General features: G+C 62.0%; 25 protein-coding genes and 1 pseudogene. 6 read left to right on the plus strand and 20 right to left on the minus strand.

What is annotated here, in order from left to right:
* Positions 1-621: 621 nt before the first annotated feature.
* The 3 genes from CEJ42_RS24785 to CEJ42_RS20330 form a co-directional block, all read right to left on the minus strand.
* Positions 622-1,056 (minus strand): hypothetical protein, encoded by a 435-nt coding sequence (locus CEJ42_RS24785; protein WP_129587792.1) that lies wholly within the window; start codon positions 1,054-1,056, stop codon positions 622-624.
* 337 nt (positions 1,057-1,393) lie between these two features.
* On the minus strand, positions 1,394-2,473 hold the full coding sequence (locus CEJ42_RS20325) for an ATP-binding protein (protein WP_088752326.1): 1,080 nt from the start codon (positions 2,471-2,473) through the stop codon (positions 1,394-1,396).
* A 10-nt stretch (positions 2,474-2,483) separates the two neighbouring features.
* Entirely contained in the window at positions 2,484-3,239 is a 756-nt protein-coding gene (locus CEJ42_RS20330; RefSeq protein ID WP_175354742.1) for a response regulator, read from the minus strand.
* Positions 3,240-3,395: 156 nt separating this feature from the next.
* On the opposite strand from CEJ42_RS20330, the gene CEJ42_RS20335 reads away from it, so the two are divergent.
* Entirely contained in the window at positions 3,396-6,500 is a 3,105-nt protein-coding gene (locus CEJ42_RS20335) for an efflux RND transporter permease subunit (protein ID WP_088752327.1), read from the plus strand.
* A complete protein-coding gene (locus tag CEJ42_RS20340) occupies positions 6,500-6,805 on the plus strand; it encodes a hypothetical protein (RefSeq protein ID WP_088752328.1) in 306 nt (101 codons plus the stop codon). Before CEJ42_RS20335 ends, CEJ42_RS20340 begins: the two co-directional genes overlap by 1 nt.
* Before the next feature lie 280 nt (positions 6,806-7,085).
* On the opposite strand, the gene CEJ42_RS20345 is transcribed toward CEJ42_RS20340, so the two are convergent.
* A complete protein-coding gene (locus CEJ42_RS20345) occupies positions 7,086-7,952 on the minus strand; it encodes a serine hydrolase domain-containing protein (RefSeq protein ID WP_088752329.1) in 867 nt (288 codons plus the stop codon).
* A gap of 97 nt (positions 7,953-8,049) precedes the next feature.
* Between CEJ42_RS20345 and CEJ42_RS20350 the strand changes: the two are divergent.
* Together CEJ42_RS20350 and CEJ42_RS24790 are read left to right on the plus strand one after the other, a co-directional pair.
* Positions 8,050-8,505 (plus strand): annotated as a pseudogene (locus tag CEJ42_RS20350) (transposase); the annotation flags it as partial.
* Between the two features lie 114 nt (positions 8,506-8,619).
* Positions 8,620-8,985, plus strand: a complete 366-nt coding sequence (locus CEJ42_RS24790) for a winged helix-turn-helix transcriptional regulator (protein ID WP_420840789.1) — start codon at positions 8,620-8,622, stop codon at positions 8,983-8,985.
* Positions 8,986-9,189: 204 nt separating this feature from the next.
* On the opposite strand, the gene CEJ42_RS20355 is transcribed toward CEJ42_RS24790, so the two are convergent.
* The 4 genes from CEJ42_RS20355 to CEJ42_RS20370 form a co-directional block, all read right to left on the minus strand.
* The gene (locus CEJ42_RS20355; RefSeq protein WP_088752330.1) at positions 9,190-10,230 is read right to left on the minus strand and encodes a hypothetical protein; all 1,041 of its coding nucleotides are present in this window, start codon (positions 10,228-10,230) and stop codon (positions 9,190-9,192) included.
* A 106-nt stretch (positions 10,231-10,336) separates the two neighbouring features.
* The gene (locus tag CEJ42_RS20360) at positions 10,337-11,419 is read right to left on the minus strand and encodes an alpha/beta fold hydrolase (RefSeq protein WP_243397911.1); all 1,083 of its coding nucleotides are present in this window, start codon (positions 11,417-11,419) and stop codon (positions 10,337-10,339) included.
* Position 11,420: 1 nt separating this feature from the next.
* A complete protein-coding gene (locus CEJ42_RS20365) occupies positions 11,421-11,840 on the minus strand; it encodes a lysozyme inhibitor LprI family protein (protein WP_165774475.1) in 420 nt (139 codons plus the stop codon).
* A gap of 819 nt (positions 11,841-12,659) precedes the next feature.
* Positions 12,660-13,862: an ammonium transporter gene (locus tag CEJ42_RS20370; RefSeq protein WP_088752332.1), complete on the minus strand. Its 1,203-nt coding sequence runs from the start codon at positions 13,860-13,862 to the stop codon at positions 12,660-12,662.
* 324 nt (positions 13,863-14,186) lie between these two features.
* Here CEJ42_RS20370 and CEJ42_RS20375 point away from each other — a divergent pair, with 324 nt between their 5' ends.
* On the plus strand, positions 14,187-15,812 hold the full coding sequence (locus tag CEJ42_RS20375; RefSeq protein WP_088752333.1) for an alkaline phosphatase D family protein: 1,626 nt from the start codon (positions 14,187-14,189) through the stop codon (positions 15,810-15,812).
* A 27-nt stretch (positions 15,813-15,839) separates the two neighbouring features.
* Here CEJ42_RS20375 and CEJ42_RS20380 read toward each other — a convergent pair whose 3' ends face one another.
* From CEJ42_RS20380 to CEJ42_RS20395, 4 genes are all read right to left on the minus strand, one after another.
* Positions 15,840-16,394 (minus strand): hypothetical protein, encoded by a 555-nt coding sequence (locus CEJ42_RS20380; RefSeq protein ID WP_088752334.1) that lies wholly within the window; start codon positions 16,392-16,394, stop codon positions 15,840-15,842.
* Positions 16,395-16,617: 223 nt separating this feature from the next.
* A complete protein-coding gene (locus tag CEJ42_RS20385; protein ID WP_079216848.1) occupies positions 16,618-17,415 on the minus strand; it encodes an IclR family transcriptional regulator in 798 nt (265 codons plus the stop codon).
* A 141-nt stretch (positions 17,416-17,556) separates the two neighbouring features.
* Complete coding sequence (locus CEJ42_RS20390; RefSeq protein WP_088752335.1) at positions 17,557-18,282, minus strand: SDR family NAD(P)-dependent oxidoreductase; 726 nt, start codon at positions 18,280-18,282, stop codon at positions 17,557-17,559.
* A gap of 112 nt (positions 18,283-18,394) precedes the next feature.
* Complete coding sequence (locus CEJ42_RS20395) at positions 18,395-19,699, minus strand: MFS transporter (RefSeq protein ID WP_079216846.1); 1,305 nt, start codon at positions 19,697-19,699, stop codon at positions 18,395-18,397.
* Between the two features lie 20 nt (positions 19,700-19,719).
* Between CEJ42_RS20395 and CEJ42_RS24795 the strand changes: the two genes are divergently transcribed.
* Positions 19,720-19,998 carry a hypothetical protein gene (locus tag CEJ42_RS24795; protein ID WP_129587794.1) on the plus strand — a complete coding sequence of 93 codons (279 nt, stop codon included), beginning with the start codon at positions 19,720-19,722 and terminating at the stop codon, positions 19,996-19,998.
* A 3-nt stretch (positions 19,999-20,001) separates the two neighbouring features.
* Here the strand turns inward: CEJ42_RS24795 and CEJ42_RS20400 are convergent, their stop codons facing one another.
* The 8 genes from CEJ42_RS20400 to CEJ42_RS20430 all read right to left on the minus strand — a co-directional run bounded on the left by CEJ42_RS20400 (position 20,002) and on the right by CEJ42_RS20430 (position 26,211).
* Positions 20,002-20,736 carry an SDR family NAD(P)-dependent oxidoreductase gene (locus tag CEJ42_RS20400; RefSeq protein ID WP_079216845.1) on the minus strand — a complete coding sequence of 245 codons (735 nt, stop codon included), beginning with the start codon at positions 20,734-20,736 and terminating at the stop codon, positions 20,002-20,004.
* A gap of 3 nt (positions 20,737-20,739) precedes the next feature.
* Positions 20,740-21,270, minus strand: coding sequence for a 2,4'-dihydroxyacetophenone dioxygenase family protein (locus tag CEJ42_RS20405; protein ID WP_088752336.1), 531 nt, complete (start codon positions 21,268-21,270; stop codon positions 20,740-20,742).
* Between the two features lie 155 nt (positions 21,271-21,425).
* Complete coding sequence (locus tag CEJ42_RS25085) at positions 21,426-21,566, minus strand: hypothetical protein (RefSeq protein WP_165774476.1); 141 nt, start codon at positions 21,564-21,566, stop codon at positions 21,426-21,428.
* Between the two features lie 150 nt (positions 21,567-21,716).
* Positions 21,717-22,616, minus strand: coding sequence for a LysR family transcriptional regulator (locus tag CEJ42_RS20410; protein WP_088752337.1), 900 nt, complete (start codon positions 22,614-22,616; stop codon positions 21,717-21,719).
* An 80-nt stretch (positions 22,617-22,696) separates the two neighbouring features.
* A complete protein-coding gene (locus tag CEJ42_RS20415) occupies positions 22,697-23,536 on the minus strand; it encodes a dioxygenase family protein (RefSeq protein ID WP_088752338.1) in 840 nt (279 codons plus the stop codon).
* Between the two features lie 134 nt (positions 23,537-23,670).
* Complete coding sequence (locus CEJ42_RS20420; RefSeq protein WP_079216841.1) at positions 23,671-24,084, minus strand: DoxX family protein; 414 nt, start codon at positions 24,082-24,084, stop codon at positions 23,671-23,673.
* Between the two features lie 160 nt (positions 24,085-24,244).
* Positions 24,245-25,504, minus strand: coding sequence for a THUMP domain-containing class I SAM-dependent RNA methyltransferase (locus CEJ42_RS20425; protein ID WP_079216840.1), 1,260 nt, complete (start codon positions 25,502-25,504; stop codon positions 24,245-24,247).
* 101 nt (positions 25,505-25,605) lie between these two features.
* On the minus strand, positions 25,606-26,211 hold the full coding sequence (locus CEJ42_RS20430; protein WP_088752339.1) for a 2-hydroxychromene-2-carboxylate isomerase: 606 nt from the start codon (positions 26,209-26,211) through the stop codon (positions 25,606-25,608).
* Positions 26,212-26,281 lie beyond the last annotated feature (70 nt).

The raw sequence follows: 26,281 nt of genomic DNA on the forward strand, positions 1-26,281 counted from the left end.
TCGGATCATCATTTGGCCTTGGTCACCGGAGACGGCGCGTGCGAGCATCTGAAAGTCTGCTTCTGGCCGATTGCGGACTTCTAGTCCCACCTTTAGGTAAGATACGTTATTAGACGAAACTCTAGAACGGGGGGCGGTCCCTTGGCGTCCCGGGAATACCCCTATATCCGTTTCCCAAAATGGATCTTATCCTGCAATACAGAGGGCATGGGGCCTTTTGATAGACATCGAAGGACAACCAACTCTTAGAGGCGGCAATGACAAAATTTTGGGTTACCTATACGCGTGATGAGCAACCAACAACCCGAGAAATTCAACTCGAAGTTGATGATCGGGCATTGAGCTGCGACATCGTGATGCGCGCGCTGGGAAAGTTCTTGAATCCCTCCGAGCAATGGCCCTTCGCCGTTGATCCAACGGATTGTCTCGACAGCGCGAGTCTCGATGTACGAGCAGTCAGGTTACAAAGATCATCTGGCGCCCGCCGGTACTTGAAGATCACTTCTTTATCGTACCGCCCCGAAGGAACTGTTCTTCAGTTTTCCTGCTGATACTGACGCCCAAAAAGAAAGCCCGCTTCCGCGGGCTTTTTCTTTTCGTGACTTCTGATCATCGGACATTTCAATAGGAGATCGTAATTTCCTTTCGCTGCTCGTCTTTAGTGACAACAGGCTCTATCGCTCTGTACGACGGACTATCGCACGCGCTCGTAATTTTTCCTTTTTCTCCGCGCACCGCGGAAACGAAAATTTTGCACGTCACCACCACAACTGCGGAGATTGCCATTTTCGCGTTAGTCGCCGCATTAATGGAGTGCAGGCAAAAACTTGCAGTCGTGGCCAATAAGGCAGTGGCAATCCATTTGCGTGGGGGCACGATTACTCCAGGAACATCGAATTTGGATATCGTCAGGGCGCGGACGATTAGGCATTCAGCCTCAAACGCGACTACGTCGTTGGAGTGATTTTGTACTTCGTGGATTTTTAGAACTACCCTGGGCAGCAGCGCGAATGGCATTGCGGCGAAAAAAAACAGGGACAACTTATAAATGTGCACCGTAGTCCCTACCTCTAATTTATATCAATTCGTGAGGCATATTAGGGATAACTAACTGGTGCAGATATAGGGATAAACCCTAGAGCGCCCCGCCCTGCACCGATTGTGAACGAGGCGAAACGACATCGCACCTCGCTTTTTTCTTCGAAAATTCCGCTCCGCAATTCCAAATCGAGCCGCGCCCTCATTGGCCTTGCGGGCCGCTATTTTTCTGAATTGCGGAGCGAAATATTGAGTAACCCATTGATTTTTATGGTTTTCCTCGCAGATTCGTAATCAGTTTTCCCTGCACTGGCAATGGCCGCTTTTGGCGGCGGTTTCAACCGGCGAACGAACACTACACCGGCCAGCGTATCGTGAAGCAAGAACCTCCCATAGAAGAGGTCTCGTGGAAAACAGTTCCATTGTGGGCACCGGCGATGGCCCTGACCACGGCAAGGCCCAGTCCGCTACCCTTCTGATGAGCACCTGGCGGCAGGGTGCCACGCTGGAAAGCGTCGAAGATGGTTTGCGCGTCGGCCGGGGCTAGCCCAGGACCGCTGTCCTCGACGCTCAGGCTATGCATGCCCGCATCGGTCAAGGCCCTGACCGTCAACATGCCCGGCGTGGCATGCTGCAGGGTGTTTTCAAGCAGCGCCAGCAAGGCTTGCCGGATGCGCACGGGATCGCATACCGCCTGCTGCGTATCCAGCGCCAGCGACAAACCAAAACCCTTTTCCAGCAGCGCCGATTCGCAGGCTTTGACCACCGTCATCACTTCCTGCCGCAGGTCGGTCTGTTGCAACTGCAATTGCAGGTGCCCGCTGTCGGCCAGGCCGACCACGCGAAGGTCCTCGATCAGCCGGCCCAGGCCTTCGACCTGGGTCAGCAGGCTGGCGAACAGCGCATGCTCGGGCCGGAAAATGCCTTCCGCCAGGCCCTGCAGGCGGCCGCGCAGGATGGTGACCGGGGTGCGCAGTTCATGCGCGATGGCGGCGTTCCAGAAGATGCGCTCCTGCTCCGCGCGCTGCAGCCGTTCGGCCATGGCGTTGAAGTCGCCAACCAGCTGGGCGGCCTCGCCCAGCGAATGATCGTCGGTGGCGGCGCGCGCCGCCAGGTCGCCTTGCGCCACCTGGCGCAGGCTGGTCGCCACCGAGTTCAGCGGCGCCAGGATGCGGCGCGAGAGGCGCACGGCGACCCACACCGCGATGGCCAGGCCGGTCAGCGTGGTGGCGATGATCCAGCCCCATTCCGCCGGCGACGGGAGCCAGCTGTCAGGCGCCGACAGCCCGGCCGGGTAGAACATCCACAGCGTGGCGTAGAAGGCGTAGGAGCCGAGCAGCACCATCATCATGACGGCCAGGACCAGGATGGCGACCGAGCTGACGATCTGGCGGCCCAGGCCCCTGGAGCGGACGACGACGGACAGGAGATTCATGGCGCGCGCCTCAGAGGCCCTGGTGGAAGCGATAGCCGACGCCGCGGATGCTGACCGGCACGCCGGCGATGCCGAGGTCTTCCAGCTTCTTGCGCAGCTTGCTGACGTGGCTGTCGACGGTGCGTTCCAGCGTGTCGCCTTCGGGCAGGCAGGCCGTCAGCAGTTCGGCGCGGCTGAACACGCGCCGCGGCGCGCGCGCCAGTTGCGCCAGCAGCCTGAATTCGGTCAGCGTCAGCGCCAGCGTGTGCGAACGTCCGTCGATCTCGGCCACCGCTTCGTGGTGCTCGAAGTCGATGACGAAGGGGGCGACCCGCAGGATGCGGCGCTCGTCGCGCTGCTGGCGCGGCAGGCTGCGGCGCAGTACCGCCTGTACCCGCGCCACCACTTCGGCCGGGTTGAACGGCTTGACCACGTAGTCGTCGGCGCCGATGCGCAGGCCGGTGAGCTTGTCGACATCCTGGTCCAGCGCGGTCAGCATGATGACCGGCGTGTCGCCGCGCTGGCGGATCTGCGACAGCACCTGCCAGCCGCTGACCTGCGGCATCTGGATGTCGAGCAGCACCAGATCGGGCTTGAGCGCCAGGTGCAGTTCCAGGGCGTGGGCGCCGTCGGCGGCATGCACGCTGCGCATGCCGCTGCGCGCCAGGTAGGCGGCCAGGATCTCGGCGATCTCGGGCGCATCCTCGGCGATGAGCACCAGCACGTTGGCCTCCTGCACGATTCCGGCGGGACCGGCCTCGCCCGGCGCTGCCGCATTCTCTGACATTGTTTTCCTCTCCATCAAAACTCCACAATTGCGCAGCGCAATCCTCATCTTCGCCGGGCAGAATCCGCGCTTGCCTGCGATTGTACTGTCGGGTCGCCGCGCGCAGCAAAGAGACGCTGCCGGCGCCGTATCGCAGGCCGACTCCAGGAGTGTTGCATGCCCCAGTTCTTCATCAGCCGCCCCATTTTTGCCTGGGTGGTTGCCTTGTTCATCATCCTGCTTGGCGTGATTGCCATTCCGCAACTGCCGATTGCGCGCTATCCCTCGGTCGCGCCGCCCACCGTCTCCATCAACGCCAGCTATCCGGGCGCCACGCCGCAGGCGATGAACGACGGCGTGATCGGGCTGATCGAGCGCGAGCTCTCCAGCGTCAAGAACCTGCTGTACTTCGAGTCGTCGGCCGATACCTCCGGCGCCGCGCAAATCACCGTGACCTTCAAGCCCGGCACCGATCCCGAGCTGGCCCAGGTGGACGTGCAGAACCGCCTCAAGGCGATCGAGGCCCGCCTGCCGCAGGCGGTGCGGCAGAACGGCGTGACGGTGGAGTCGGCGGCATCGGGCTTCCTGCTGATGGTCAGCCTGACCTCCTCCGACGGCCGCCTGGACGAGGTCGCGCTGAGCGACTACATGGCGCGCAACATCGTCGAAGAGCTGCGCCGCATCGACGGCGTGGGGCGCGTGCAGCTGTTCGGCGCCGAGCAGGCGATGCGCATCTGGGTCGACCCGTTCCGGCTGAACGCCTACAAATTGTCGATGAGCGACGTCAGCGCCGCCATCACGCAGCAGAACGTGCAGATCGCGCCCGGGCGCCTGGGCGACATGCCGGCGCTGCCCGGCCAGCAGATCGCCGTGCCGCTGACCGTGCAGGGGCAGTTGCAAACGCCGGCGCAGTTCTCCGCCATCGTGCTCAAGGCCAAGGATGACGGATCGCGCGTCACTCTGGGTGACGTCGCGCGCGTCGAGCTGGGCGCGCAGTCCTACGGTTTCTCCAACCGCGAAGACGGCAAGGCCGCCGCGGTGGCGGCCGTGCAGCTGTCGCCGGGCGCCAACGCGGTGCGCACCGCCGAGGGCGTGCAGGCGCGCATGGCCGAGCTGCGCAGCAGCCTGCCATCCGGCGTGCATTATTCCTTGCCGTACAACACCGCGCCCTTCGTCAAGATATCCATCCAGAAGGTGGTGCAGACGCTGATCGAGGCCATGGTGCTGGTGTTCATCGTGATGTACCTGTTCCTGCAGAACATCCGCTACACGCTGATCCCGGCGATCGTGGCGCCGATCGCCCTGCTCGGCACGCTGGCGGTGATGCTGGCGGCCGGCTTCTCGGTCAATGTGCTGACCATGTTCGGCATGGTGCTGGCGATCGGCATCATCGTCGACGACGCCATCGTGGTGGTGGAAAACGTCGAGCGCATCATGGCGCATGAGGGACTGGGGCCGCGCGAGGCCACCCTCAAGGCGATGAAGGAGATCACCGGCGCCATCGTCGGCATCACGCTGGTGCTGACGGCGGTATTCATCCCCATGGCGCTGGCCGGCGGTTCGGTGGGGGTGATCTACCGCCAGTTCACGCTGTCGATGGTGGTGTCCATCCTGTTCTCCGCCTTCCTCGCGCTGAGCCTGACGCCGGCCTTGTGCGCCACGCTGCTCAAACCGGTGGCGCCGGGCCACCATGAGAAGCGCGGCTTCTTCGGCTGGTTCAACCGGGCGTTCGCGCGCATGACGGCGCGCTACGAGTCGCGCCTGGTCGGCCTGGTGACGCGCGGCGCGCGTGTGATGCTGGTGTTCGTGGGCCTCTCGGCCATCCTGTTGTTCGCGCTGCGCTCCTTGCCGTCGGCGTTCTTGCCGGAGGAAGATCAGGGATATTTCATGGCCTCCTTCCAGCTGCCCTCCGACGCCACCGCCGAGCGCACCTCGAAGGTGGTCGAGCAGTACGAGCGTTACCTGAAGACGCGCCCCGACATCGGCGCCAATCTGTCGGTGCTGGGGTTTGGTTTCTCGGGCTCCGGCCCCAACGCGGCGATGGCTTTCACCGAGCTCAAGGACTGGAAGCTGCGCCAGGGATCCAATGCCGCCACCGAAGTCATGCACGCCCAGGCCGCGATGGAGGGCAGCTCGGACGGCGTCGTCATGAGCCTGATGCCGCCGGCCATCGAAGAGCTGGGCAATTCGTCCGGTTTCGCCATGCGCCTGCAGGACCGCGCCAACCAGGGCTATGCCGCATTGAAAGAGGCCGAGGCCAGGCTGCTGGAACTGGCCGCGCACAGCAGCAAGGTCAGCGGGGTCTATCCGGACGGGCTGCCCGCCGGCGCCAGCATCCGGCTGGAGATCGATCGCCAGAAGGCGGCAGCGCTGGGCGTGTCCTTCGGCAGCATCAGCGACACCCTGTCGGCCGCGATGGGCTCCCTCTACGTGAACGATTTCCCCAACGAAGGCCGCATGCAGCAGGTCATCGTGCAGGCCGATGCCGCCTCGCGCATGCAGATTGAGGACGTGATGAAGCTCCACGTGCGCAACGCCGGCGGCGGCATGGTGCCGCTGGCCGAGCTGGTCAGGCCGGCATGGCAGACCTCGCCCACGCAGATGGTGCGCTACCAGGGCCTGCCGTCCGTGCGCATTGCCGGCAACGCCGCGCCCGGTGTGTCGAGCGGCGAGGCCATGGCCGAGATGGAGCGGCTGGCCGGGCAGCTGCCGCCCGGGTTCGCCGTGGCCTGGACCGGACAGTCGCTGCAGGAACGTTTGTCCGCCGCCCAGGCGCCGATGCTGATGGCCCTGTCCATGCTGGTGGTGTTCCTGGTGCTGGCAGCCCTGTATGAGAGCTGGTCGATCCCGCTGTCGGTGATGCTGGTGGTGCCGCTGGGCCTGATCGGCGCGGTCGCGGCGGTGCTGTTGCGCGGCATGCCCAACGACGTGTTCTTCAAGGTCGGCCTGATCACCGTGATCGGCCTGTCGGCCAAGAACGCCATTCTGATCGTGGAGTTCGCCAAGCAGTTGCGGGAAGACGGCATGAGCCTGGTGCAAGCCGCCGTCAAGGCATCCGCCTTGCGCCTGCGGCCTATCCTGATGACCTCCATGGCATTCGCCCTGGGTGTGGTGCCGCTGATGCTGGCCGGCGGCGCCAGCGCCGAGACGCAGCAGGCGATCGGCACCGGCGTCTTTGGCGGCATGGTCAGCGCAACCGTATTGGCGGTGTTCTTTGTGCCCGTGTTCTTCGTATTCGTACTGGGCTGGGCGGAGCGCATGCGCGGCAAGGAGGTGCACTGATGTGTCCACGCGCCGACCTGCGCCTGTACGGAAAAGCGCGCGCCGCGCGAGGTGGGCCGCAATCAATGGTTCACCATGCGCAATACCGGTGCCATGACATCCGCGTCGTCGCCACGCAGAATCCGCACGGCTGGCAGATGACGCTGCACATACTGCACCAGGGCAAGCGCGTCGTCCGCCTTCACGAGCCGGCCCAGTTGTATCTGGACTTTGCGCATGCGCGTATCGCCGGTCTGTTGCTGGCGTATGAGACGCTGGACCTGAGGCTGGGTGAGCAATGTGATCGTCGACCGGAAAGCTCTTGAGGCAAGCCGGGATGCTGCATGCCATTTTCTTCGCATGACCGCTCGCGCCACCGGTTACGGATGTGCGGCGGCAGTCGCGCTCGGAGATTGAAAAAGCCACCTTGAGAGGTGGCCTTTGTATGGTGTTGTCGAGATTCGAGCTCTTATTTTTTTCGCAGGAACAAGTCGTACTAAAGAGAGAGTTGGCAAGGCATTGTGGAGCCGGCCTTTTTGATTGTCGACGAGGTGAAGGTCGGTTAATGGCCGATAACGGACGATTACGTCTAGAAAAAAACGAACACTACCGTGCAAGTTTAGATACGACCATTCTTTCTACATCGATCCCGTCTGCCGAGGTGGAAAACGCAGCACATGTCACTGGCACGGGATCTGTCGTGTGATAAACGGCAATGTCGCTCCCGGGGCCACCACCGCTGTGCCCAATCACAAATAACTTGTTATCGGTTCCGCCGGCCATCACGCCAAGTCCATACCCAGGTGACGTCCATGGTCGGCCAGAAATCGGGCCACCTAATGTTCGTACCTGCAGCATCTCTTTGAGAAGATAATCAGGCACAAGCGAACCACTCATCAATTCTTTCAAAAATACGACTGCATCCGTCAATGGTCCCACTGCTAATCCGTGGTAAACCCATGCAGGATGGTAGCCATGAGTGTCTCCCATGACGACATCTGATAGGTCAGAAGGAAGATTTGCCACCCGAGTTTTGGAAAGTTTTAGTGGGCGAAAAATCAATCGACTTAGTACTGAATCGAGTGTTTCATTTAATTCGTGTTCGATGAGCAGACGTACATGGAAATAGCCAATGTTGGAATAGTTCCATTTGCTGCCGGGTGTCGACGCCGCATTTAATTTTTCGACTCGCGCCAACATTTCATCAATGGCCCAAGGGGGCGTGCCAGCTTTTACAGATGAATGATATTCCGCGAGAGAACCGTAATCAGCGAAACCAGCTTCATGCCGTAGCAGTTGCCGCAGCGTGTAATTTTGCCCGGGACAGAATTCATCGAGTGACAAAACTTTGTCTCTTACCAAAATAAGTGCGGCTGCAGCAATCACGGTTTTCGTAAAACTCCACCAGGGAACAATGGCAGGAGTCTCCTCATCCGAAATGAGTTTATCGTTTAGGATTAATGCATAGGTCATGGAGGAAGTATAGCTGGCCAGCTATGTCTGTTCTTGGCGGCGTTTTCAACCGGTGAATGCAACATACTAAGGCTATGCGAATAGCAGGAGTGTTGCAATGGGACGCCGAACCAGGATCATCTACACCGATAGCCAGAAGGCGCTGATGTGGGATCGTTGGAGGAAGGGAGACTCGCTCCAGCAGATCGCTCAGCTATTTGAACGCAATCATTCCTCGGTTTCCAGAATCCTTGCCGCCAGCGGCGGAATCAGGCCACCTCCGCGCAAACGATCCAGCAATGCCTTGAGCTTGGCCGAACGTGAGGAAATATCTCGTGCCATGGTTGCGGGTCAGTCGATACGGGCTATCGCCAGGGACTTAGGGCGTTCGCCCTCAACGATCAGCCGGGAGCTAAGTCGCAATGGTGGCTCCGATCACTACCGCGCATCAGACGCCGACCAAGCGGCCTGGGATCGCGCGCATCGACCTAAACCTTGTAAGCTAGTGGAGCATCGCCATCTGGCCCGGCTCGTTGCCATCAAGCTGCGCCAGCAATGGTCTCCCCAACAGATTGTTGAATTGCATCCAATATTGACCCATTTACCCCAGAAATTTGCATCCTAAGTTGACCCATGTTTAGACCACAATCCTGCTCATGACAGCGAGCGGGAGAACGGAGTGATAAACGTGGCCCTACTTGGAATTATTCGTCGCTGGTATATCCGCGACCACATCTCGATCAGAGAAATCTCTCGCCGGCTAGATATATCCCGAAACACTGTCCGTCGCTACATACGGTCTGGAGCAATTGAGCCCGCCTATCCGCCCAGGAAATCATCAAGTGCTCTAGATGAATTCGTGCCCCGACTCTCTGCTTGGCTCAGCGCCGAGGCTGTCAAATCTCGTAAGCAAAGACGAACTCTAAAACAGATGTTCCTCGACTTAAAAGAACTGGGATATGAAGGGTCGTATGACCGAGTAGCAGCCTTCGGAAGGCAATGGAAAGTGGGTCAAATGGAGAGGGTCAATTCTGCGAGCAAATCAACATCGTAATGACTATTTCTTGATTCACGGTACTGGTTAGAGAAATCCAGCCCATAGTCACCATGTCTGTATCGCCGGAGAAAAGCACAGTTGGAAATTTTTTACCGGTCTTTTCCGAGGTTAACCAAAGAATGGTTTCGTGCATTGATGTCATTTGAAATTTCTATTCACTTTTAGATCCATATGCAAAACGTGCGCTCCTGGCCGATGGATCTACTTACTTCCAGCTTGTGTTGGCTCTTGGCTTTGTATTTCTAGACTACGCTGAGCTTGAGCTTTGCGGGCTAGCCCCTCCATATCTGGATAGTCGTTGGCCACGCCACTGTACGTCTTGAAAATGTACGAGGTAGATAGACCGATCATGCAGTCTTCGACAACCCGATTCCCGACGCCGACGGTACCGTGATGTGACAGGCCGCTGCCGTGGACCAAGATATGCGTGACCGGCAATCCGCGTTTTTGCGCTTCTCTTACGTAGTACGCCTGTGAGCTATATCCCACTTCAGCATCAGTTGGGTCAGTGGTGACGAACATGCGGAAGCCAGGCATCGGATGCACACGATCAAGCTGTTCCACCGGATCCCATATTTCAGCCATAGACTTGCCCGTGTAGTCACTGGTCCGGCCTGCGGCGACGACACGATGCTTGACTGCCGTGGCCCCCGAAGAGGGCACGGCACACAATACATCTCTGCGCTCAGCAATTAAGGCCGCGACTAAGCCACCACCTCCCGACTGGCCCACCAAACCGTATTCTTCGATTCCATATTTGGATTTGATCGCATCTAGCGCAGCATTGACCACCAAAGTCTCATATTGAGTGCGCCTGTTGTGTTGGCTACCACTACTTCCTTCCGTGCCAGGCCTTCCAAGTACGAGATATGGGGTTCCTCCACGGTTCTGTTCGCGCTCAGCTCGCGCAATGCGCTTGCCCGGCGTGAGATCTGCATACGTGGGATAGGCGCCACTAGTAGAAAGAAAGTCTCCTTCCATGTACACGATCGCTCTTCGTACTACACCTTTACGAAATTCTTGGGATGGGTAGTAACGAATGCATTCTCGGAAAGAGGGCCCGGTAACCCATACTGCATCAGTAGTACGGGTGCACTGTTCGGGGGTGGATGTTGATCCTGAGGTCGCTTCCAATCCAGAAAAATGGTCGTCTAAGCCGTAGTTCTTAACTGTGGACGAACATCCACATAAAAGTGCAGCCGCCGCCACAAAGAAATGACCTGCCCCTAATTTTGTTTTCATCGCTCAACAATTAATACGGTGAGAAAGCATGCATCGCTGTAGAAATGCGTCACCACACACGGCCCCCGCATTTAGTTGCCGTTATGCGGGGAACGGCTTTTGAATATCACCTCGGCATACGCTGGGCTCGTGCTTTGCGCGCAAGATCGTCCATATTCGGATTGTCGTTAGCCATGCCACTGTAAGTGCTGGAAATGTAGTTAGTGGACAGTCCTAGCATGCAGTCCTCAACAACCCGGTTACCAATGCTGTATGTTTGATGATGTACAGGCCCCGTTGCGCGCACGATCAACTGTGTGATCGGCAAGCCAATTTGCTGCGCAGCTTGGACATAGTGTTCCTGCGAGCTAAAGCTGACATCACTATCGTCTTTGTCGCTCGTAACGAACATGCGGAAGTCTGCCTTGGGATGAACGCGCCCGAGCTGTTCGATCGGATCCCATATGTCCGCCGTCGACTTACCTGTGTAGTCACTGGACCGACCTGCGGCGGTAATGCGATATTTGACAGCGGTTACCCCTGATGAGGACACCGCGCATAGAACATCCTTGCGTTCGGCGATCAAGGCTGCCACTAAGCCGCCGCCCCCTGATTGGCCAATCAGGCCATATTCTTCGATTCCATACTTCTCTTTGATTTTGTCTAAGGCAGCATTCACAACAAGCGTCTCATACTGGGTGCGCCTCAAATTCTGGTTACCACTGCTGCCGTCCGTACCTGGGCGTCCCAGTATCAAGTAAGGAGTACCACCGCGTCTTTGTTCCTGGTCTGCCCTCTCAATGCGTTTGCGCGGCGTGCCTGCCTGATAGGTGGGACTGATTCCCTTTGCGGAAAGCACATCTCCTGCCATAAAGACAATGGCGCTACGTACTGGCCCTGTCCGCAAGTCCTTGGAGGGGAAATAACGAATACATTCCTGAAATGTTGCTCCTGTAACCCATACGGCGTCGCTCGTCCGCGCACATTGGTCAGCCGTGGAGCCTGCGCCTGAAAGTGCTTCTGAGTCAGAAAAATGTTCGTCCGGACCATAGTTCTTCACGGTAGATGCGCAACCGCAAAGAAGTGCGGTGAGAATTGCTATGAAGCTTCTTGTCATTTGCATTGCCTTCATTGCTTTCAGGTTCGTCAGTTGGATTTCACCTCTTTCTTTTTGGCTGATAGTGACTATCAGCCAAAACGAATTTTTCAATCTATTCACCTTCAAATAACTTGTCGTAATCGTCCAATTGCAAAGCACGTGCTCTAGTCAGCTCCATCCAATATGAGGTCGCGGTCATTTGAAACATCGTCCCCTGCTGAGCGGCAATAATTTGGGAAATGACCTCACCATCGGCATCTCTGAATTTGAGCCATGTTCGTTGGGAGGTGCGTAGGATTTCCTTCTGATTAGCTGGTAAGCGGCTTATCAAATGCTGATATGACCTATTCAATTCTTTGTCCCACATCTGCCTCGCTTGATTCGTGGCTTCCCTTATGCCGACTGTAGATGGATCCTTGTCGATGGCACGTTGAAGCCAGATATCAATGGGATGTGTTTTTTCTTGCGCATAACCCGCTGCACACGCCGAAAAGAGGAACAAGAACGAAAGCGTCTTTATGACTTTAAGCATATCCAATCCCATTAATTCTGTAGCTGCAGACTATCTTGAATAAGTCTTGCAATCATTCGATTGCTTAGTATCTCTAGCCGTCGCCTGACCATCCACGTAGGAAAGTCGTAAAGGCCTAATCGTGTAGTAGCTTCCGCCTTTCGACCGATCAACAAAACAAACATCAATACTTTGAGAGCGCATGCCCGTGTTACGCCGAAGAATGGTCAAGCTATAAAACCAATCATCGCCGTCAAATTCCGCCACATCGCTTGTCACCCGCGTAGGCGTCATGGAAAGATCAGCGAAAGATATGAATGGATCATCACTTGTCATTCTCGGCCGGAGCGAGCTTCGGAACGAGCGCAAATTGAGTCGTTCAACAAGGAACGCAGGGATGTCATGACTTGGAAAAGGGGCGGCTTGGGCTTCGCCCATTACGCTGGCAAACAAGAGAAGTGCAAAAAGCGCCTTCATACATCCCCCGTATTTATTTTTGGCAGATTCTAAGGGGATTCGCTATATACATGCTGACGAATTGCTGACAATACATCCAGGACGTGCGACACGTCCGCGGGGAGAGCGAGGCGCTATTTAATTAGTACCAGTCAGGCGCAGCAGAAAGGGAGAGACGTCCGCTCCTGGCCGATTGCAGACATTAGTTACAATCGCGCTTTGACATTAAAAAGGCCACCGTACAGGTGGCCTTTTCATTGGAGCTGATTCTTTTTGCGATTGTGCTTTCAGTACAGTATCAAGGAGTCCGACAGACTTTACTGTGCTCGACAGACTTTATTCCGGAAATACAGACTTTATTTTTATTTATCACTATCACTATCACTACCAGCTAGTCTCACGCTCCGCCGTCGAAGAGATCTTGTGAACCGCGAGATCGGCGCCTTCGAATTCCTGCTCGGGATCCAGGCGGATGCCGACGGTTTTCTTCAACGCGCCATAGACGATCCAGCCGCCGGCCAGGGCGATGGTGATGCCCATGGCGCTGCCGATCAGTTGCGACATGAAGGACACGCCGCCGCGTCCGCCCAGCGCCTGCAGGCCGAAGATGCCGGCCGCCAGGCCGCCCCACAGGCCGCACAGGCCGTGCAGCGGCCATACGCCGAGCACGTCGTCGATCTTCCACTTGTTCTGCGTGCGGGTGAACATCCACACGAAGATGGCGCCGGCGATGCCGCCGGTGGCCAGCGCGCCCAGCGGGTGCATCAGGTCCGAGCCCGCGCATACCGCCACCAAGCCCGCCAGCGGGCCGTTGTAGGCGAAGCCGGGGTCGTTCTTGCCCATCAGCAGAGCCACCAGCGTGCCGCCGGCCATGGCCATGAGCGAGTTCATGGCGACCAGGCCGTTCATCTTGTCCAGCGTCTGCGCGCTCATCACGTTGAAGCCGAACCAGCCCACCGTCAGGATCCAGGCGCCCAGCGCCAGGAAGGGGATGTTCGAGGGCGGGTGCGCGGCGACCGCGCCTTCCTTGCTGTAGCGGCCGCGGCGCGCGCCCAGCAGCAGCACCGCGGGCAGCGCGATCCAGCCGCCCACGGCGTGGACCACGATGGAGCCGGCGAAGTCGTGGAATTCGGCGCCGAAGGTGGCGGCCAGCCAGGCCTGTATGCCGAAGTGCTGGTTCCACGCGATGCCTTCGAAGAAGGGATAGACCAGGCCCACCAGCACGGCGGTGGCCACCAGCTGCGGGTTGAACTTGGAGCGTTCGGCGATGCCGCCGGAGATGATGGCGGGGATCGCCGCGGCGAAGGTGAGCAGGAAGAAGAACTTCACCAGCTCGAAGCCGCTGCGCTGCGCCAGCGTCTCGGCGCCGGCGAAGAAGGACACGCCGTAGGCCACGTAATAGCCGATGAAGAAATAGACGATGGTCGAGACCGCGAAATCGGCCAGGATCTTGACTAGGGCGTTGACCTGGTTTTTCTTGCGCACGGTGCCCAGCTCAAGGAATGCGAAGCCGGCGTGCATGGCCAAAATCATGATGGCGCCCAGCAGGATGAACAGCGCATCTGCGCCGTTTTTGTGATCTTCCACCTGAAAATCTCCCAAAAATTGTGCAACTGAGGAATCGAAAGTCGCTTCTAAAGCAAATTTCGTTCCATTTTGGTGAATTCGATCTAGTGGATTGATTTGAAAAGACTTTTATTTTCAGTTTCTTGCCGGAAAACGTGTCTTCGCACGAAGTTCGTGCGAAACGGGTGCCGTCATTCATACGACGGCGGCATTTTGGTGCATCGCTGGCCGCTTCGAAAAAATCACAAAAACAAATGAAAATCGCCGCACGGCCGGCGGTTTCATGGAACGGTCACAAGCGATTGCTAAATTGCAACTCCTCAGCCACCGCTAACAGGAGTTGCCATGCCAGACCACAAGGATCCAGCCGACCGCGGCCGCCGCCGTTTCCTGCGCGACAGCGCCGTCACCACCGCAGGTGCGGGCGCCATGCTTGCCGGCGTGTCGGCCGCGCAGGCGCAGTCCGCCGCTGCCGTTACCTCGGAACGCCTGCGTCCGCAGCTGCCCGGCGGCGTGATGAGCGGCGACGTCACGCGCGACTCTGCCATCGTGTGGAGCCGCACCGACCGCAACGCGCGCATGCTGCTGGAGTATTCGGTCAACGAGAATTTTGCCGGCGCCACCCGCATCCAGGGGCCGCTGGCCCTGGCCCGCAACGACTACACCGCGCGCGTCGACCTGCGCGCCCTGCCGGCCGGGCAGCGCGTGTTCTACCGCGTGCGCTTCCAGGACCTGGTGCACGAGTCGGCGCTGAGCGAGCCGCTCGCCGGCAGCCTGGTGGTGCCGGCCGGCGCCGCTGACAAGGCGCCCAGGGACATCACCTTCGCCTTCTCCGGCGACGAGGCCGGGCAGGGCTGGGGCATCAACGAGGGCTGGGGCGGCTACCGCATCTACGAGAGCATGCGGCGTTTCCGCCCCGACTTCTTCATCCATTCGGGCGACCAGATCTATGCCGACGGGCCGATCCAGGCCGAGGTGAAACTGGACGACGGCAGCCTGTGGCGCAACCTCGTCACCGAGGCCAAGTCGAAGGTGGCGCAGACGCTGGACGACTATCGCGGCAACTTCGCCTACAACATGCTGGACGCCAACAAGCGGCGCTTCTGCGCGGAAGTGCCTTTCCTGGTGCAGTGGGATGACCATGAGGTGCGCAACAACTGGTATCCGGGCCAGGTGATCGGCAAGGAAGAGACGCGCTACGACGAGCGCCGCCTGGATGTGCTGGCGGTGCGCGCGCGCCAGGCGATGTTCGAGCACAACCCGTTTCGCATCGACAGTGCCGATCCGTTCCGCATCTATCGCGCCTTCAACCACGGGCCGCTGCTGGAAGTGTTCATGCTGGACGAGCGCAGCTACCGCGGCGCCAATTCGCCCAACCGCCAGCAGGGCGGGCGCGACGCCGATTTCCTCGGGCCGCAGCAGATGCGCTGGATCAAGCAGGCGCTGCTGCGCTCGCGCTCGACGTGGAAAGTGATCGCCAGCGACATGCCGATCTCCATCGTGGTGCCGGATCTGAATCCTGACGTGCCCAAGGGCACTTTCGAGGCCTGGGCCAACGCCGACAACGGCAAGCCCTCGGGCCGTGAGCTGGAGGTGGCCGAGCTGCTGCGTTTCATCAAGCGGCATGACATCAAGAACGTGGTGTGGGTCACCGCCGACGTGCACTACGCCTCGGCGACCTACTACACGCCGGAGCGGGCGCAGTTCACCGACTTCAAGCCGTTCTGGGAATTCGTCGGCGGGCCGCTCAACGCCGGCACCTTCGGGCCGGGCGAGATCGACCGCACCTTCGGTCCGGATGTGCGCTACGTCAGCATCCCGGCCGACATGAAGCAGAACCGTTCGCCGGCCGACCTGTTCCAGTTCTTCGGCATCGGCAAGATCGATGCAAAGACCAGGGCGCTGACCGTGACGTTGCACAACGTCGACGGCAAGGAACTCTACAAGGTCGAACTGCCGCCGGAGGCCTGAGCGCCTCTCGCGTTGTCCGGGGCGGGATCAGAAGCCGGTGTCGGTGCCGAAGCTGCCCGAGCTGCTGCGCCCCGACCCCATCCCGCCCATTCCACTCATGCCACCCATGCCGCCGCCCATGCTGCCCGAGGGCGCGCTGCCGCGCCGGCTGCCATGGCCGCCGGCGCCGCCGCCCGCACCCGGGCCGTCGGCCGCGCGTTGCATGCGGTCGGCGATGTAGTCCTGCGCCAGCTTGCGCTGGTGGTCGTCCAGCGCGTCGGCCATGGAGAACCAGGCCTCGCGCAGCTGGCGCGCCTCCTGTTCGGCAGCCGCGCCATCCTCGTCATAGCCGTGCGCCAGATCGCGGAATTCACCGCCGGGCGTGCGCAGCAGCTGCTCGGTCTGCTCCTGCAGGCGGGCGCGCCGCTGCTGGCGCTGCGCCAGGATGGCGCGCGTCTTCTGTTCGGTCTGGCGCCACAGGATCTGCTGGTTGGGCGTGAGCTGGAGATCTTTTTCCAGCTGCTCGCTCATCGGCAGGATGTCGGTGGCGATCAGGTCCACCAGCGGCGTGGCGGCGGCCGGCAGGCAAACGGCGAGGGCCATGCCGAAGCCGGCGACGCAGAGGGCTTTGTGCAGCGCGGACAGCGGGGGAAATGAGGGCAGTGCGGGGAGGGAGAGTTTCATCTTCGCTTGGTCGGGATCAGGCTGGCGGCGACATGCCGCGGGCAAAGCGAAGATTTAAGCAGCGCGGCGCGGCGCCGTGGGCGGGTGAAGCATCCGGTAACACTTCATTGATGCCGCCCGGCGGGATGTGAAGACGGCGCGCTCAGCCGGGGCCGGCCAGCTTGCGCGAGATCTCGGCGCAGGTTTCCAGCAGCGGGCGGATATAGGTGCCGTGGGCATCTTCCTGGCGGCGAAACAGCGGGATGCTGATGCTGATGCAGGCGGCCGGCACGCCGTCGGGCCCCATGATGGACGCACCGTAGCAGAAGATCTGCGCTTCGTTTTCCTCGCGGTCCTCGGCATAGCCGCGCGCGCGGGTGTCGGCGATCTCGGCGCGCAGGGCGTCGAGGTCGGTGATGGTGTGTTCGGTAAAGCGTTCCATTCTGATGGCGGCCATCAGGCGCTCGCGGCGTTCTTCTTCCAGGGCCGCCAGGTAAGCCTTGCCGACCGAGCTCGAATAAAGCGTCACGCGGGTGCCGATGCGCGAGGTCATGCGCACCGCCTGCGGGCTTTCCAGTTTCTCGATATAGACCATGCCGGCGTCGCTGGGCAGGGCCAGGTGCACCGTCTCGCGGGTGGCGTCGCGCAGCGCGCGCAGGCTGTCGATGGCGGTGGCGCGGATGTCGCTGCGGTCCCAGGCGCGGCTGGCCAGGTTGATCAGGCGCGGGCCGACTTCGAACTGTTTGGTGCGCGGATTTTCCACCACCATGCCCTCGGCCATCAGCGCGGCCAGGATGCGGTAGACGGTGGGGCGCGGATAGCCCGACAGCGCCGACAGCTGGGCGATGGTCAGCGGCGCGTCCTGGTCGGCGATCAGCTGCAGCACGGCGACGAACTTGGAGAAGGCGGCGGTGCCGGCGATCTTGGTCTGGTCTTCCGTGGCTTTATCTTGTGCGGACATGGGCGGTAGGCGCGGGTCGGTTCGGGTGGCGTATTGCAGGGTACGGCGGCAGATTATAGCGGAGCGGGTTTGCCCGCCATCGTAAAAAAGCCCGCGCCGGCATGGAGGTGCAAGCGCGGGCAAATGGCATGCAATCGGTACTCAGGAAATCAGGTAACCGCCGTCGACCGGCACGATGGTGCCGGTCATGAACGACGCCGCCGGCGTGCACAGGAAGGCCACCACGTTGCCGATGTCTTCCGGCGTGCCCCAGCGGTTAAGCGGCGTGCGCGCCAGGATCGGGCCGGAGCGCGCCGGGTCGTCCTGCAGCGCCTGCGTGAGCGGGGTGGCGATCCAGCCGGGTGCGACCGCGTTGACGCGGATGCCGTCGGCGGCGTAGGCAATCGCCAGCGACTTGGTCAGCTGGGCCACGCCGCCCTTGCTGGCGCTGTAGCCCGGCACCAGGCCGCCGCCGAAGAAGCTGAGCATGGAGGCGGTGTTGACGATGCAGCCCTTGGATTGCTTGAGCAGCTCGCGGGTGGCGGCGCACACGCGCATGGTGCCGGTCAGGTTGACGGCGATGACCTGCTCGAAGACCTCGGTTTCCAGCTCGGCGCCGCGCTTGATGATGCCGGCGCAGTTGACCACGATGTCGAGCCTGTCGATATTGGCGACGGCGGCGCGCACGCTCTCTTCGCTGGCCACGTTCATCTCGATCAGCGAAACGCCGGTGTCCTTGAATTCATCGGTGGCGAACGGCGGCAGGCCGGCGGCGATCACCTTGGCGCCCATCGCGGCCAGCTGGCGCGCAATGGCGCCGCCGATGCCTTGCGTGCCGCCGGTCACCAGCGCGGTCTTGCCCTTGAAGAGATCGGGAGTGAAGCTCATGTCGTTTCCTTTGTGTCTGTGATGCGGGGGACTGGCTGGATGGCATCGCCGGTGCGGGCGGCGATGCCATCGGGTCAGGCTCCTGCGCTTGCCGGGGCAAGCGTGGCCTTCATCAGGCGTGCGAATCGATCGGCTTGTCGACCACGAACATGTACACCAGCGCTGCGGCGAAGGCCACGGCGGCGCTGATCAGCAGTGCGTTGACGAAGGAGTGGGTCTGGTCCACCACCACGCCGGTGATCACCGGGGCCAGCGAGCCGCCCAGGTAGCCGCCGAAGTTCTGCATGCTGCCCAGCGACGCCACCAGGCGACGCGGAATGGCCACCGACACCAGCGCCCAGGCGCCACCCGAGGCCATGTTCACGAAGGCCATGGCCAGCGAGATGTAGACGATCGCCATGGTGGTGCTCGGGGTGTAGGCGGCCGGGATGGTGAAGGCGCCGGCGCCGATCAGGCCCGCGCAGATCGGCCACTTGCGGCTGCGGATGGCGGGCATGCCGCGCTTCATCAGGCCGTCGGCGATATAGCCCGAGGACAGCATGCCCAGCGTGCCGAAGATGTAGGGAATCACCACCACCCAGCCGGTGCGCGCGATCGACAGGTGACGCTCGTGCTCCAGGTAGGCCGGCAGCCAGGTCAGGTACAGCCAGACCATGTAGATCACGCCCATGAAGCCGAACAGCATGCCCCAGGTGGTGCGGAACTTGAACAGGCTCTTCCACTCGGCCCAGGTCAGCTTGGCGTTGGCGTTCGGATCGTTGTCGTTGTCGTCGGCCAGGTACAGCACTTCGGACGGCGTCAGTTCGACCTCGTTGCGGTTGCGGTAGAAGATGTACCAGCCCACCGACACCGCGATGCCCAGCACGCCCATGATGACAAACATCATGCGCCAGCCGAAGGACAGCATCAGGATGGTCAGGATCGGCGGCGCCAGGGCCGGGCCGATGGTGGAGGAGGCCACGAAGATGCCGGTCGGGCCGCCGCGCTCACGCATGGCGAACCACTCCGACACCACCTTGGCGCCGGCCGGGAACTGCGGCGCCTCGCCCAGGCCCAGGAACACGCGGGCCACCAGGAACTGCTGCAGCGAGTTGACGAAACCGCCCGCCAGCTGCGCCACCGACCAGATGAACATGCCGGCGCCCAGCATCACGCGCGCGCCGAACTTGTCGAGCATGGCGCCGATGGGCAATTGCGAGAAGGCATAGGCCAGCGAGAAGGCCGACAGCAGCAGGCCCATCTGCGAGGCCGACAGGCCCAGCTCCTGGCTGACGGAATGGTTGGCGATGGACAAGGTGCTGCGGTCGAGGTAGTTGACGATGCCTGCCAGCATGAGGAACGTCAGCGCGACGAGCTGCACGCGTTTGAGCCGTGGGCTCTTTTCGGGCTTGGCGCCCGGGTCTTTCTGGACTTCCATGAAGTGCGTCTCCAAAGTGAATGAGTAAGCCATTTGGTCGCTTCCTGCCCGACGCCGTCTTTGTCGCGACGCTTGATGCGGAAAGCTTTGTGTTTGAAGCGATGCTGTCGTCACCGGCGTTGTGGATTGCCGCCTGTGCGTCTGTGGTGGAATGCGACTTGCCGTCGCGTTCCGTCCGGTGCGGCGCATACCCCCGTGGTAGTCGCCGCAATCGCCCCGTGCCCGGATCATTCTGTGCCGGAGCCGCACTGGCGGCTCCGGGCGTGTTGCTGTTGCCGATATTGCTGGTGGTGCGGTAATGCTCAGTAGGTCGCGCGACCGCCGGAGAGGTCGAACACCGCGCCGGTGTTGAAGGTGCAGGAGCCCGAGCACAGCCAGGCCACCATTTCCGCCACTTCGTCGACCGTGCCCAGGCGGCCCATCGGGCTCTTGTTGATCATGTTCTGCACGTGCGCCGGCGCCATCTGTTCCAGCAGCTGCGTCTTCACCGCCGCCGGCGCCAGCGCGTTGACCAGCACGCCGGCGTTGGCCAGCTCCTTGCCCAGCGACTTGGTCAGCGCCAGCACGCCGGCCTTGGCTGCGCTATAGGCCGAGGCGTTGGGCGTGCCTTCCTTGCCGGCCAGCGAGGCGATGTTGACGATGCGGCCCGAGCCGGCCGCGCGCATGGCGGGCACCACGCTGCGGCAGGCGTGGAACACGCCCAGCAGGTTGACGTTGACGATGCGGTGCCACTCGGCCACGTCGTACTCGTCCAGCGGTACGGTGGAGCCGGCATAACCGGCGTTGTTGACCAGGAAGTCGATGCGGCCCAGGTCGGCCAGCAGCTGTTTGGCCGCGGCGTCGGTGGAGGCCGGGTCGGCGATGTCGACTTCGTACTGGCGATAGGGCGAGGCGGGATTGGCCTTCAGGTCCCAGCACACCACCTGCGCGCCGGCCTTGGCCAGGCGCTCGCTGATGGCCGCGCCGATGCCGCCGTTGCCGCCGGTGACGACGGCCACGCAACCCTTGAAATCGTAGTGCGCGTTTGCGTAGGCCATCGCTTATCTCACGAACTGGTTGACGTAGTCGCTGCCCAGGCCGACCGCTTCGTAGTGCTTGCGGCACATGTCCAGCTTGGTATAGACGTCCTCATAGCCCTCGAACTTGCCCCAGGGGTCGCAGTAGAACATCACGCCGGTGATGTGGAAGTAGGTGATCATTTCTTCCACGTCTTCGGGCACGTACAGGGTGTGGGTTTCGCCCGGCGGCTCGAACACGTAGCTGCCCTGTTCGGCGATCCAGTTGTGCTCCAGGTAGCGCCACTTGCCCTTCAGGACCATGCCGTGCACCGGCGCCGGATGGCGGTGACGCGACAGCACGCCCGACTTGCGCACGCGCAGCAGGTTGGTCCAGTAGCCCTGCGAGACGTTCAGGCACAGCGGACGGAACCAGACGTTCTCGGCCTGCGGCACCCAGATGCGCTCGTCCTCGGGAATCGCGGGATTGACCACGATCTCCAGCGGGGCTTCCTTGGGATTGGGGTATTGGTAGGGCATCAGCTTGTCGGATGCGGCGGGCATGGCAGCGCTCATTGGGTTCTCCTCATTGATTCGTCTTGCACAGCTAATGTTCATAATATGGACATGTAGTCTGTAATGTGGTCACTTTGAGCGATCAGCCACGGGATGTCAAGACGGGGTTTGTCGCTGCGGCTGCCATGAAAGCGAGCATTTGTTCTTGATCGGGATCAAGAGCGCCCGGCCTTTTCCCTGTGAAATTCGGGCCGGGGGTAGCCGCCGACAAGCCGGTTCAATGCGAGCCGGATTTCTATGCGCGCCGGAAAAAAGTCGCTGCCTGGTGACAAAATGCCGACCAGTCCAATGGTCATACCAATTCGTCGAAGGCCGGGAGTGTAATGCAGGGGCGCCGGAAAAAGCGGGCGCGCAAAGATGAAAATTGCGCGCGCGCCGCGTTCATCCCGGTGGACGGGAAGCGGGCGGCGGCGCGGGAGAAAGCGGCCGGCGCGCGGCCGGCGGGATCAGCTGTTCCAGTGGACCTGCTGGAAGGCTTCCGAGAGGAAGTCCAGCATGGCCCGGACCTTGGCCGGCAGGTGGGCGCGGCTGGGGTAGACCGCGTAGATGCCCAGTTCGGGCGAGGTGTAGTCGGTCAGGATGGGCACCAGCTGGCCGCTGCGCAGGTGGCGGTCGATCATGAAGGTCGGCTGGCGGGTCACGCCGATGCCGCCCAGCGCCGCTTCCACGCAGCTGTCGCCGTTGTTGACGTGCATGCGCGAATTGACCTTGACGTTGACCGGGCCCTCGGGGCCGGTGAACTGCCAGTCGTCCTTGCTGGCGTTGTAGCTGTAGCAGATCGCCTGGTGCTGGGCCAGCTCGTGCGGATGCATCGGCGTGCCGTGCTTTTCCAGGTAGGCCGGCGAGGCGCAGACCTGCAGGTTGGTGGTGGTCAGCTTGCGGTGCACCAGCGTGGAGTCAGAGAGGCGGGCGATGCGGATGGCCATGTCGTAGCCCTCGTCGATGATGTCGACGATGCGGTCCGACAGCGTGATGTCCAGCGCCACGCCGGGATGGCGTTCGAGGAACATCGGCCACAAGGGCGCCAGGTGCAGCACGCCGAAGGTGAGCGGGGCGTTGATGCGCAGCAGGCCGGTGGGGTTGGCGGCGCCCGCCGAGAGCAGGTCGTCGGCCTCTTCCAGGGCCGCCACGATCTGCTTGCAGCGCTCCAGGTAGAGCGTGCCGGCTTCGGTCAGCGAGAGACGGCGCGTGGTCCGCTGCATCAGCCGCGAACCCAGCCGCGCTTCCAGTTCAAGCACGGTGCGCGACACCGCCGCCTTGGAAATGCCGAGCGCGTCGGCGGCCTTCACGAAGCTGCCCAGTTCGGCCACCGCCACGAAGCATTCGATTTCCCGCAGTTTGTTCAAATTCCCTGTCCCCGCTATTGCCGTGTTCTTCGGAACGGCGCCGCGCGAGCGTCGTTCCGCGGCTTGCGGGGACGGATGGCTCAGGCGGCCGCCGGTAGTTGCGCCAGCAGCGTGGAGGCCGAGCCGAAGGCGAAGGCGTCCATGCGCAGGCTATGATACGTCGAACCGCTGTCCAGGTGCACGAACTGCGTCCAGTCGTCGGCCGCGCCCATGGCGAAGAACAGCGTCAGCAGATGCTCGTCGCTGGGATGGGTGCGCACCGCGTGCGGCGCGGTGGTGCGGTAGCCGAACAGGCCTTGCAGGTCGCCGGCGCGCATGCGCTCCAGGAACCAGTGCAGGAACTCCACCGTGTGCGGTGCGTCCGGCGCATCCGGATCGTTACGGCGCAGCTCGCGCAGGTTGTGCGTGAAGCTGCCGGAGCCGACCAGCAGGATGCCTTCCCGGGCCAGCGGCGCCAGCAGCTGGCCGACGCGGAAATGATAGTCGGGCGGCATATGCGATTGCAGCGAGAGCTGGATCACCGGCACGTCGGCCTGTGGATAAAGATAACGCATCGGCACCCAGGTGCCGTGATCCAGGCCCCAGCTGCCGTCGGCGCCGGCTTCCACGCCACCGTCGCGCAGCAGGCGGGCGACGTGCTCGGCCAGCGCCGGCGCGCCCGGCGCCGGGTAGTCCAGCTGGTAGAGCGCCTGCGGGAAACCGCCGAAATCATGGATCACCTGCTGCTTGAGCAGGTTACCCACGCGCGCGGTCATGGTTTCCCAGTGCGGGGAGACCACCACGATGGCCTTAGGCCGGGGCAGTGTGCTTCCGATGCCCGCCAGCAGCGGTCCGGTGCGGCCGGGTTCCACGGCCAGCATGGGCGAGCCGTGCGAGACGAACAGCGAGGGCAGGTGGTGCTCGAGGGCGGAAGCGGTCATGGCGGTTCTCCGTTGGCCGCGCGCCCGCCGGTGCAGGCGGACATCGCGGCGGTGCAATCAGATCAGGTTGAATTCATTGAAAGGCGCATGCCGGGCGCGCGGCCCGGCGTGCAGGTTCAGATGCTGGCGCGGGCTTACTTGCGCTCGTCGCGCTTGATGGCATAGGCGCCGTCGCCCAGCAGGAAGACTGCCACCAGGCCGACGATCCACAGCGCCAGGTATTCCCAGCCGCCCTTGGGGTTGGTGAAGAAGAAGCCGGCCGGGCCGTGCACCAGCACGATCGCGCCCAAGAGGTCCAGCGCCAGCGGGATGGCCAGCCAGCGGCCGTAGAAACCCAGCACCAGCGCGATGCCGCCCACCACTTCCAGCAGGATCACCGGATAGGCCAGGAAGCCCGGCACGCCCAGCGAGGCGAAGAAGCCGACGGTGCCGGCCGGCGTGAAGACGAAGATCTTCAGGCCGGCGTGGACCAGGAAGAAGATGCCCATGGTCACGCGCAGCAGCAGGGCGGCGTAATCGGCTTTGGTGTTGGTGGTAACGGTAGTCATGGTTTCCCCGGATGAGTGTCGTATGGATGAATCAGCCGCCTTTGCGAAAGCGGCTGCCTTGACGACACTTTAGGGAAAGATGCGCAGCGGATAAATCGGTCTGGGCGGGATGGATTGTCCATGCGGCGTTGACAATCCCGCCCCGGGCGCATTCCCGGACTCAGTCCTCGGCGTCGCGCGAGGCCTGCGGCTTGGCCTCTTCGCGGCGGTTGTAGCCGGCCACCATGTCGAAGCGGAACAGGCGGCACTCCAGCGCGCCGTTGAAGAACGGGGTCTTGCGCGACTCCTTCAGGCGCATCAGCTTGGGCAGGCCCAGGTCGGCCGAGAACAGGAACACGCTCCAGCCGGCGAAGCGCTGCTTCAACGTGGTGGAGAAGGCGCTGAAGAACTGCACGAACAGCTCCTCGGTCGGCAGCGCGCGGTCGCCGCGCACGCCGATACGCTCGCCATAGGGCGGGTTGGACAGCATGATGCCGACCAGCGGCTTGCCGTCGGCGTCGACCGGCGCCTTGATCTCCTGCGCCTCGATCTGTTTCAGCGGCACTTCGAACTGGATGCCGGCGCGCTGCAGGTTGTGGCGCGTGAGCTCGACCATGTCGCCCGAGATGTCGCTGCCGAACAGCGTCGGCACGGTCGGCAGCGGATTGGGCTTGAAGTCGCCCTTGATGGACAGCCAGGCTTCGGCGTTGAAGTTGCTGAACTTCTCGAAGGCGAAACGGCGGCGCGCGCCCGGCGGCACGCCGGCGATCATCTGCGCCGCTTCGGCCAGGATGGTGCCGGAGCCGCACATCGGATCGAACAGCGGCACGCCCGGCTTCCAGCCGGAGGTGCGCAGCAGGCCCGCGGCCAGGTTCTCGCGCAGCGGCGCGTCGCCGGTCTCTTCGCGCCAGCCGCGCTTGAACAGCGCCTCGCCGGAGGTATCGAGGTAGACCGTGTAGTTGTGGGCGTCGACGAAGCCGGCGATGCGCATGTCGGGCGTCTTGGTGTTGACCGAGGGGCGCAGCTTCACCAGGTCGAGGAAGCGGTCGCAGATGGCGTCCTTGATCTTGAGCGTGGTGAATTCCAGGCTGCGCAGCGGCGACTTCACCGCCGTCATGTCGACGCGGATGGTGTGGTTGACCTTGAACCAGTCTTCCCACGGTTGCGCCAGGGTCAGGTCGTAGATGTCGTTTTCGTTCTTGTAGGCGCCATGCGCCATGCGCAGCAGCACGCGGCTGGCGATGCGCGAATGCAGGTTCAGCTGGTAGGCCGCCAGCAGCGTGCCCGAGCAGTGCACGCCGCCGGGCACCTGGTTGTGCACCTTCAGCGCCGCGGCGGGGCCGGCGTGCTGGGCGATCTCGTTGAGCTCTTCGGCCAGCGCCGCCTCCAGGCCGCGCGGGCAGGGGCAGAAATAGGAATAGGTGGTCTGGAACGATTGCATGGGGGTACCTTTTGTCCGTTGTGAAACTTGTTGTCAAAAATAAAGACGCCGGACCGCCTTGATGCGGTCCGGCGCCATTTTACCGCTGAAGCCCTGCGCCGCTACTTGCCGGCGAACGCGCGCTCGACGAAGTCCAGCCGGTCTTGGCCCCAGTAGCCTTCGCCTTCATAGATGAACCACGGCGCGCCGAACACGCTGGCGGCGTTGGCCTCGTCGGTGAAGCGGTCGAACTCGGCCTGCACGCTGGCCGTTTCCGAAGACTTCAGCAGCGCCGCGCCGTCATGGTCGAGCGCGTTGGCGATGGCCACCAGGGTGTCGTTGTCGGCGATGTTCTTCTGCTCTTCCCACACCCCGCGCATGACGGCGCCGGCCAGCCGGAGCGAAGCCGCGGTGCCGTGCGCCAGCTGGGCGGCGATGATCATGCGCGCGGCGGTGTCGCTGTTGACCGGGAAGTAGGTCGGCTGCAGGACCATCGGCTTGCCGAGGAACTCGCTCCAGCGCGCCAGTTCCTTGAGGCGATAGGCCTGGCGCTGCGGCGCGCGCTTGGCCAGCGGCAGGCCGCCGGAGACGCCGAAGATCTTCGACAGGTCGAAGGGCTTGGGCAGGATCTGCACATTGTATTTTTCGGCGAGCGCGACGAAGCGCTCGTGGCCCAGGTAGGCGAACGGCGAGTGCGGCGCGAAGAAGTATTCACAGACTTTGCTCATGACCGGCTCCGGATGGCTGATGAGAGTGGATGATGTACGACCAGAAACAGACTGCACGCCCGGCGAAGGG

Source organism: Herbaspirillum robiniae, from assembly GCF_002213415.1.
Lineage (GTDB): Bacteria > Pseudomonadota > Gammaproteobacteria > Burkholderiales > Burkholderiaceae_D > Herbaspirillum > Herbaspirillum robiniae.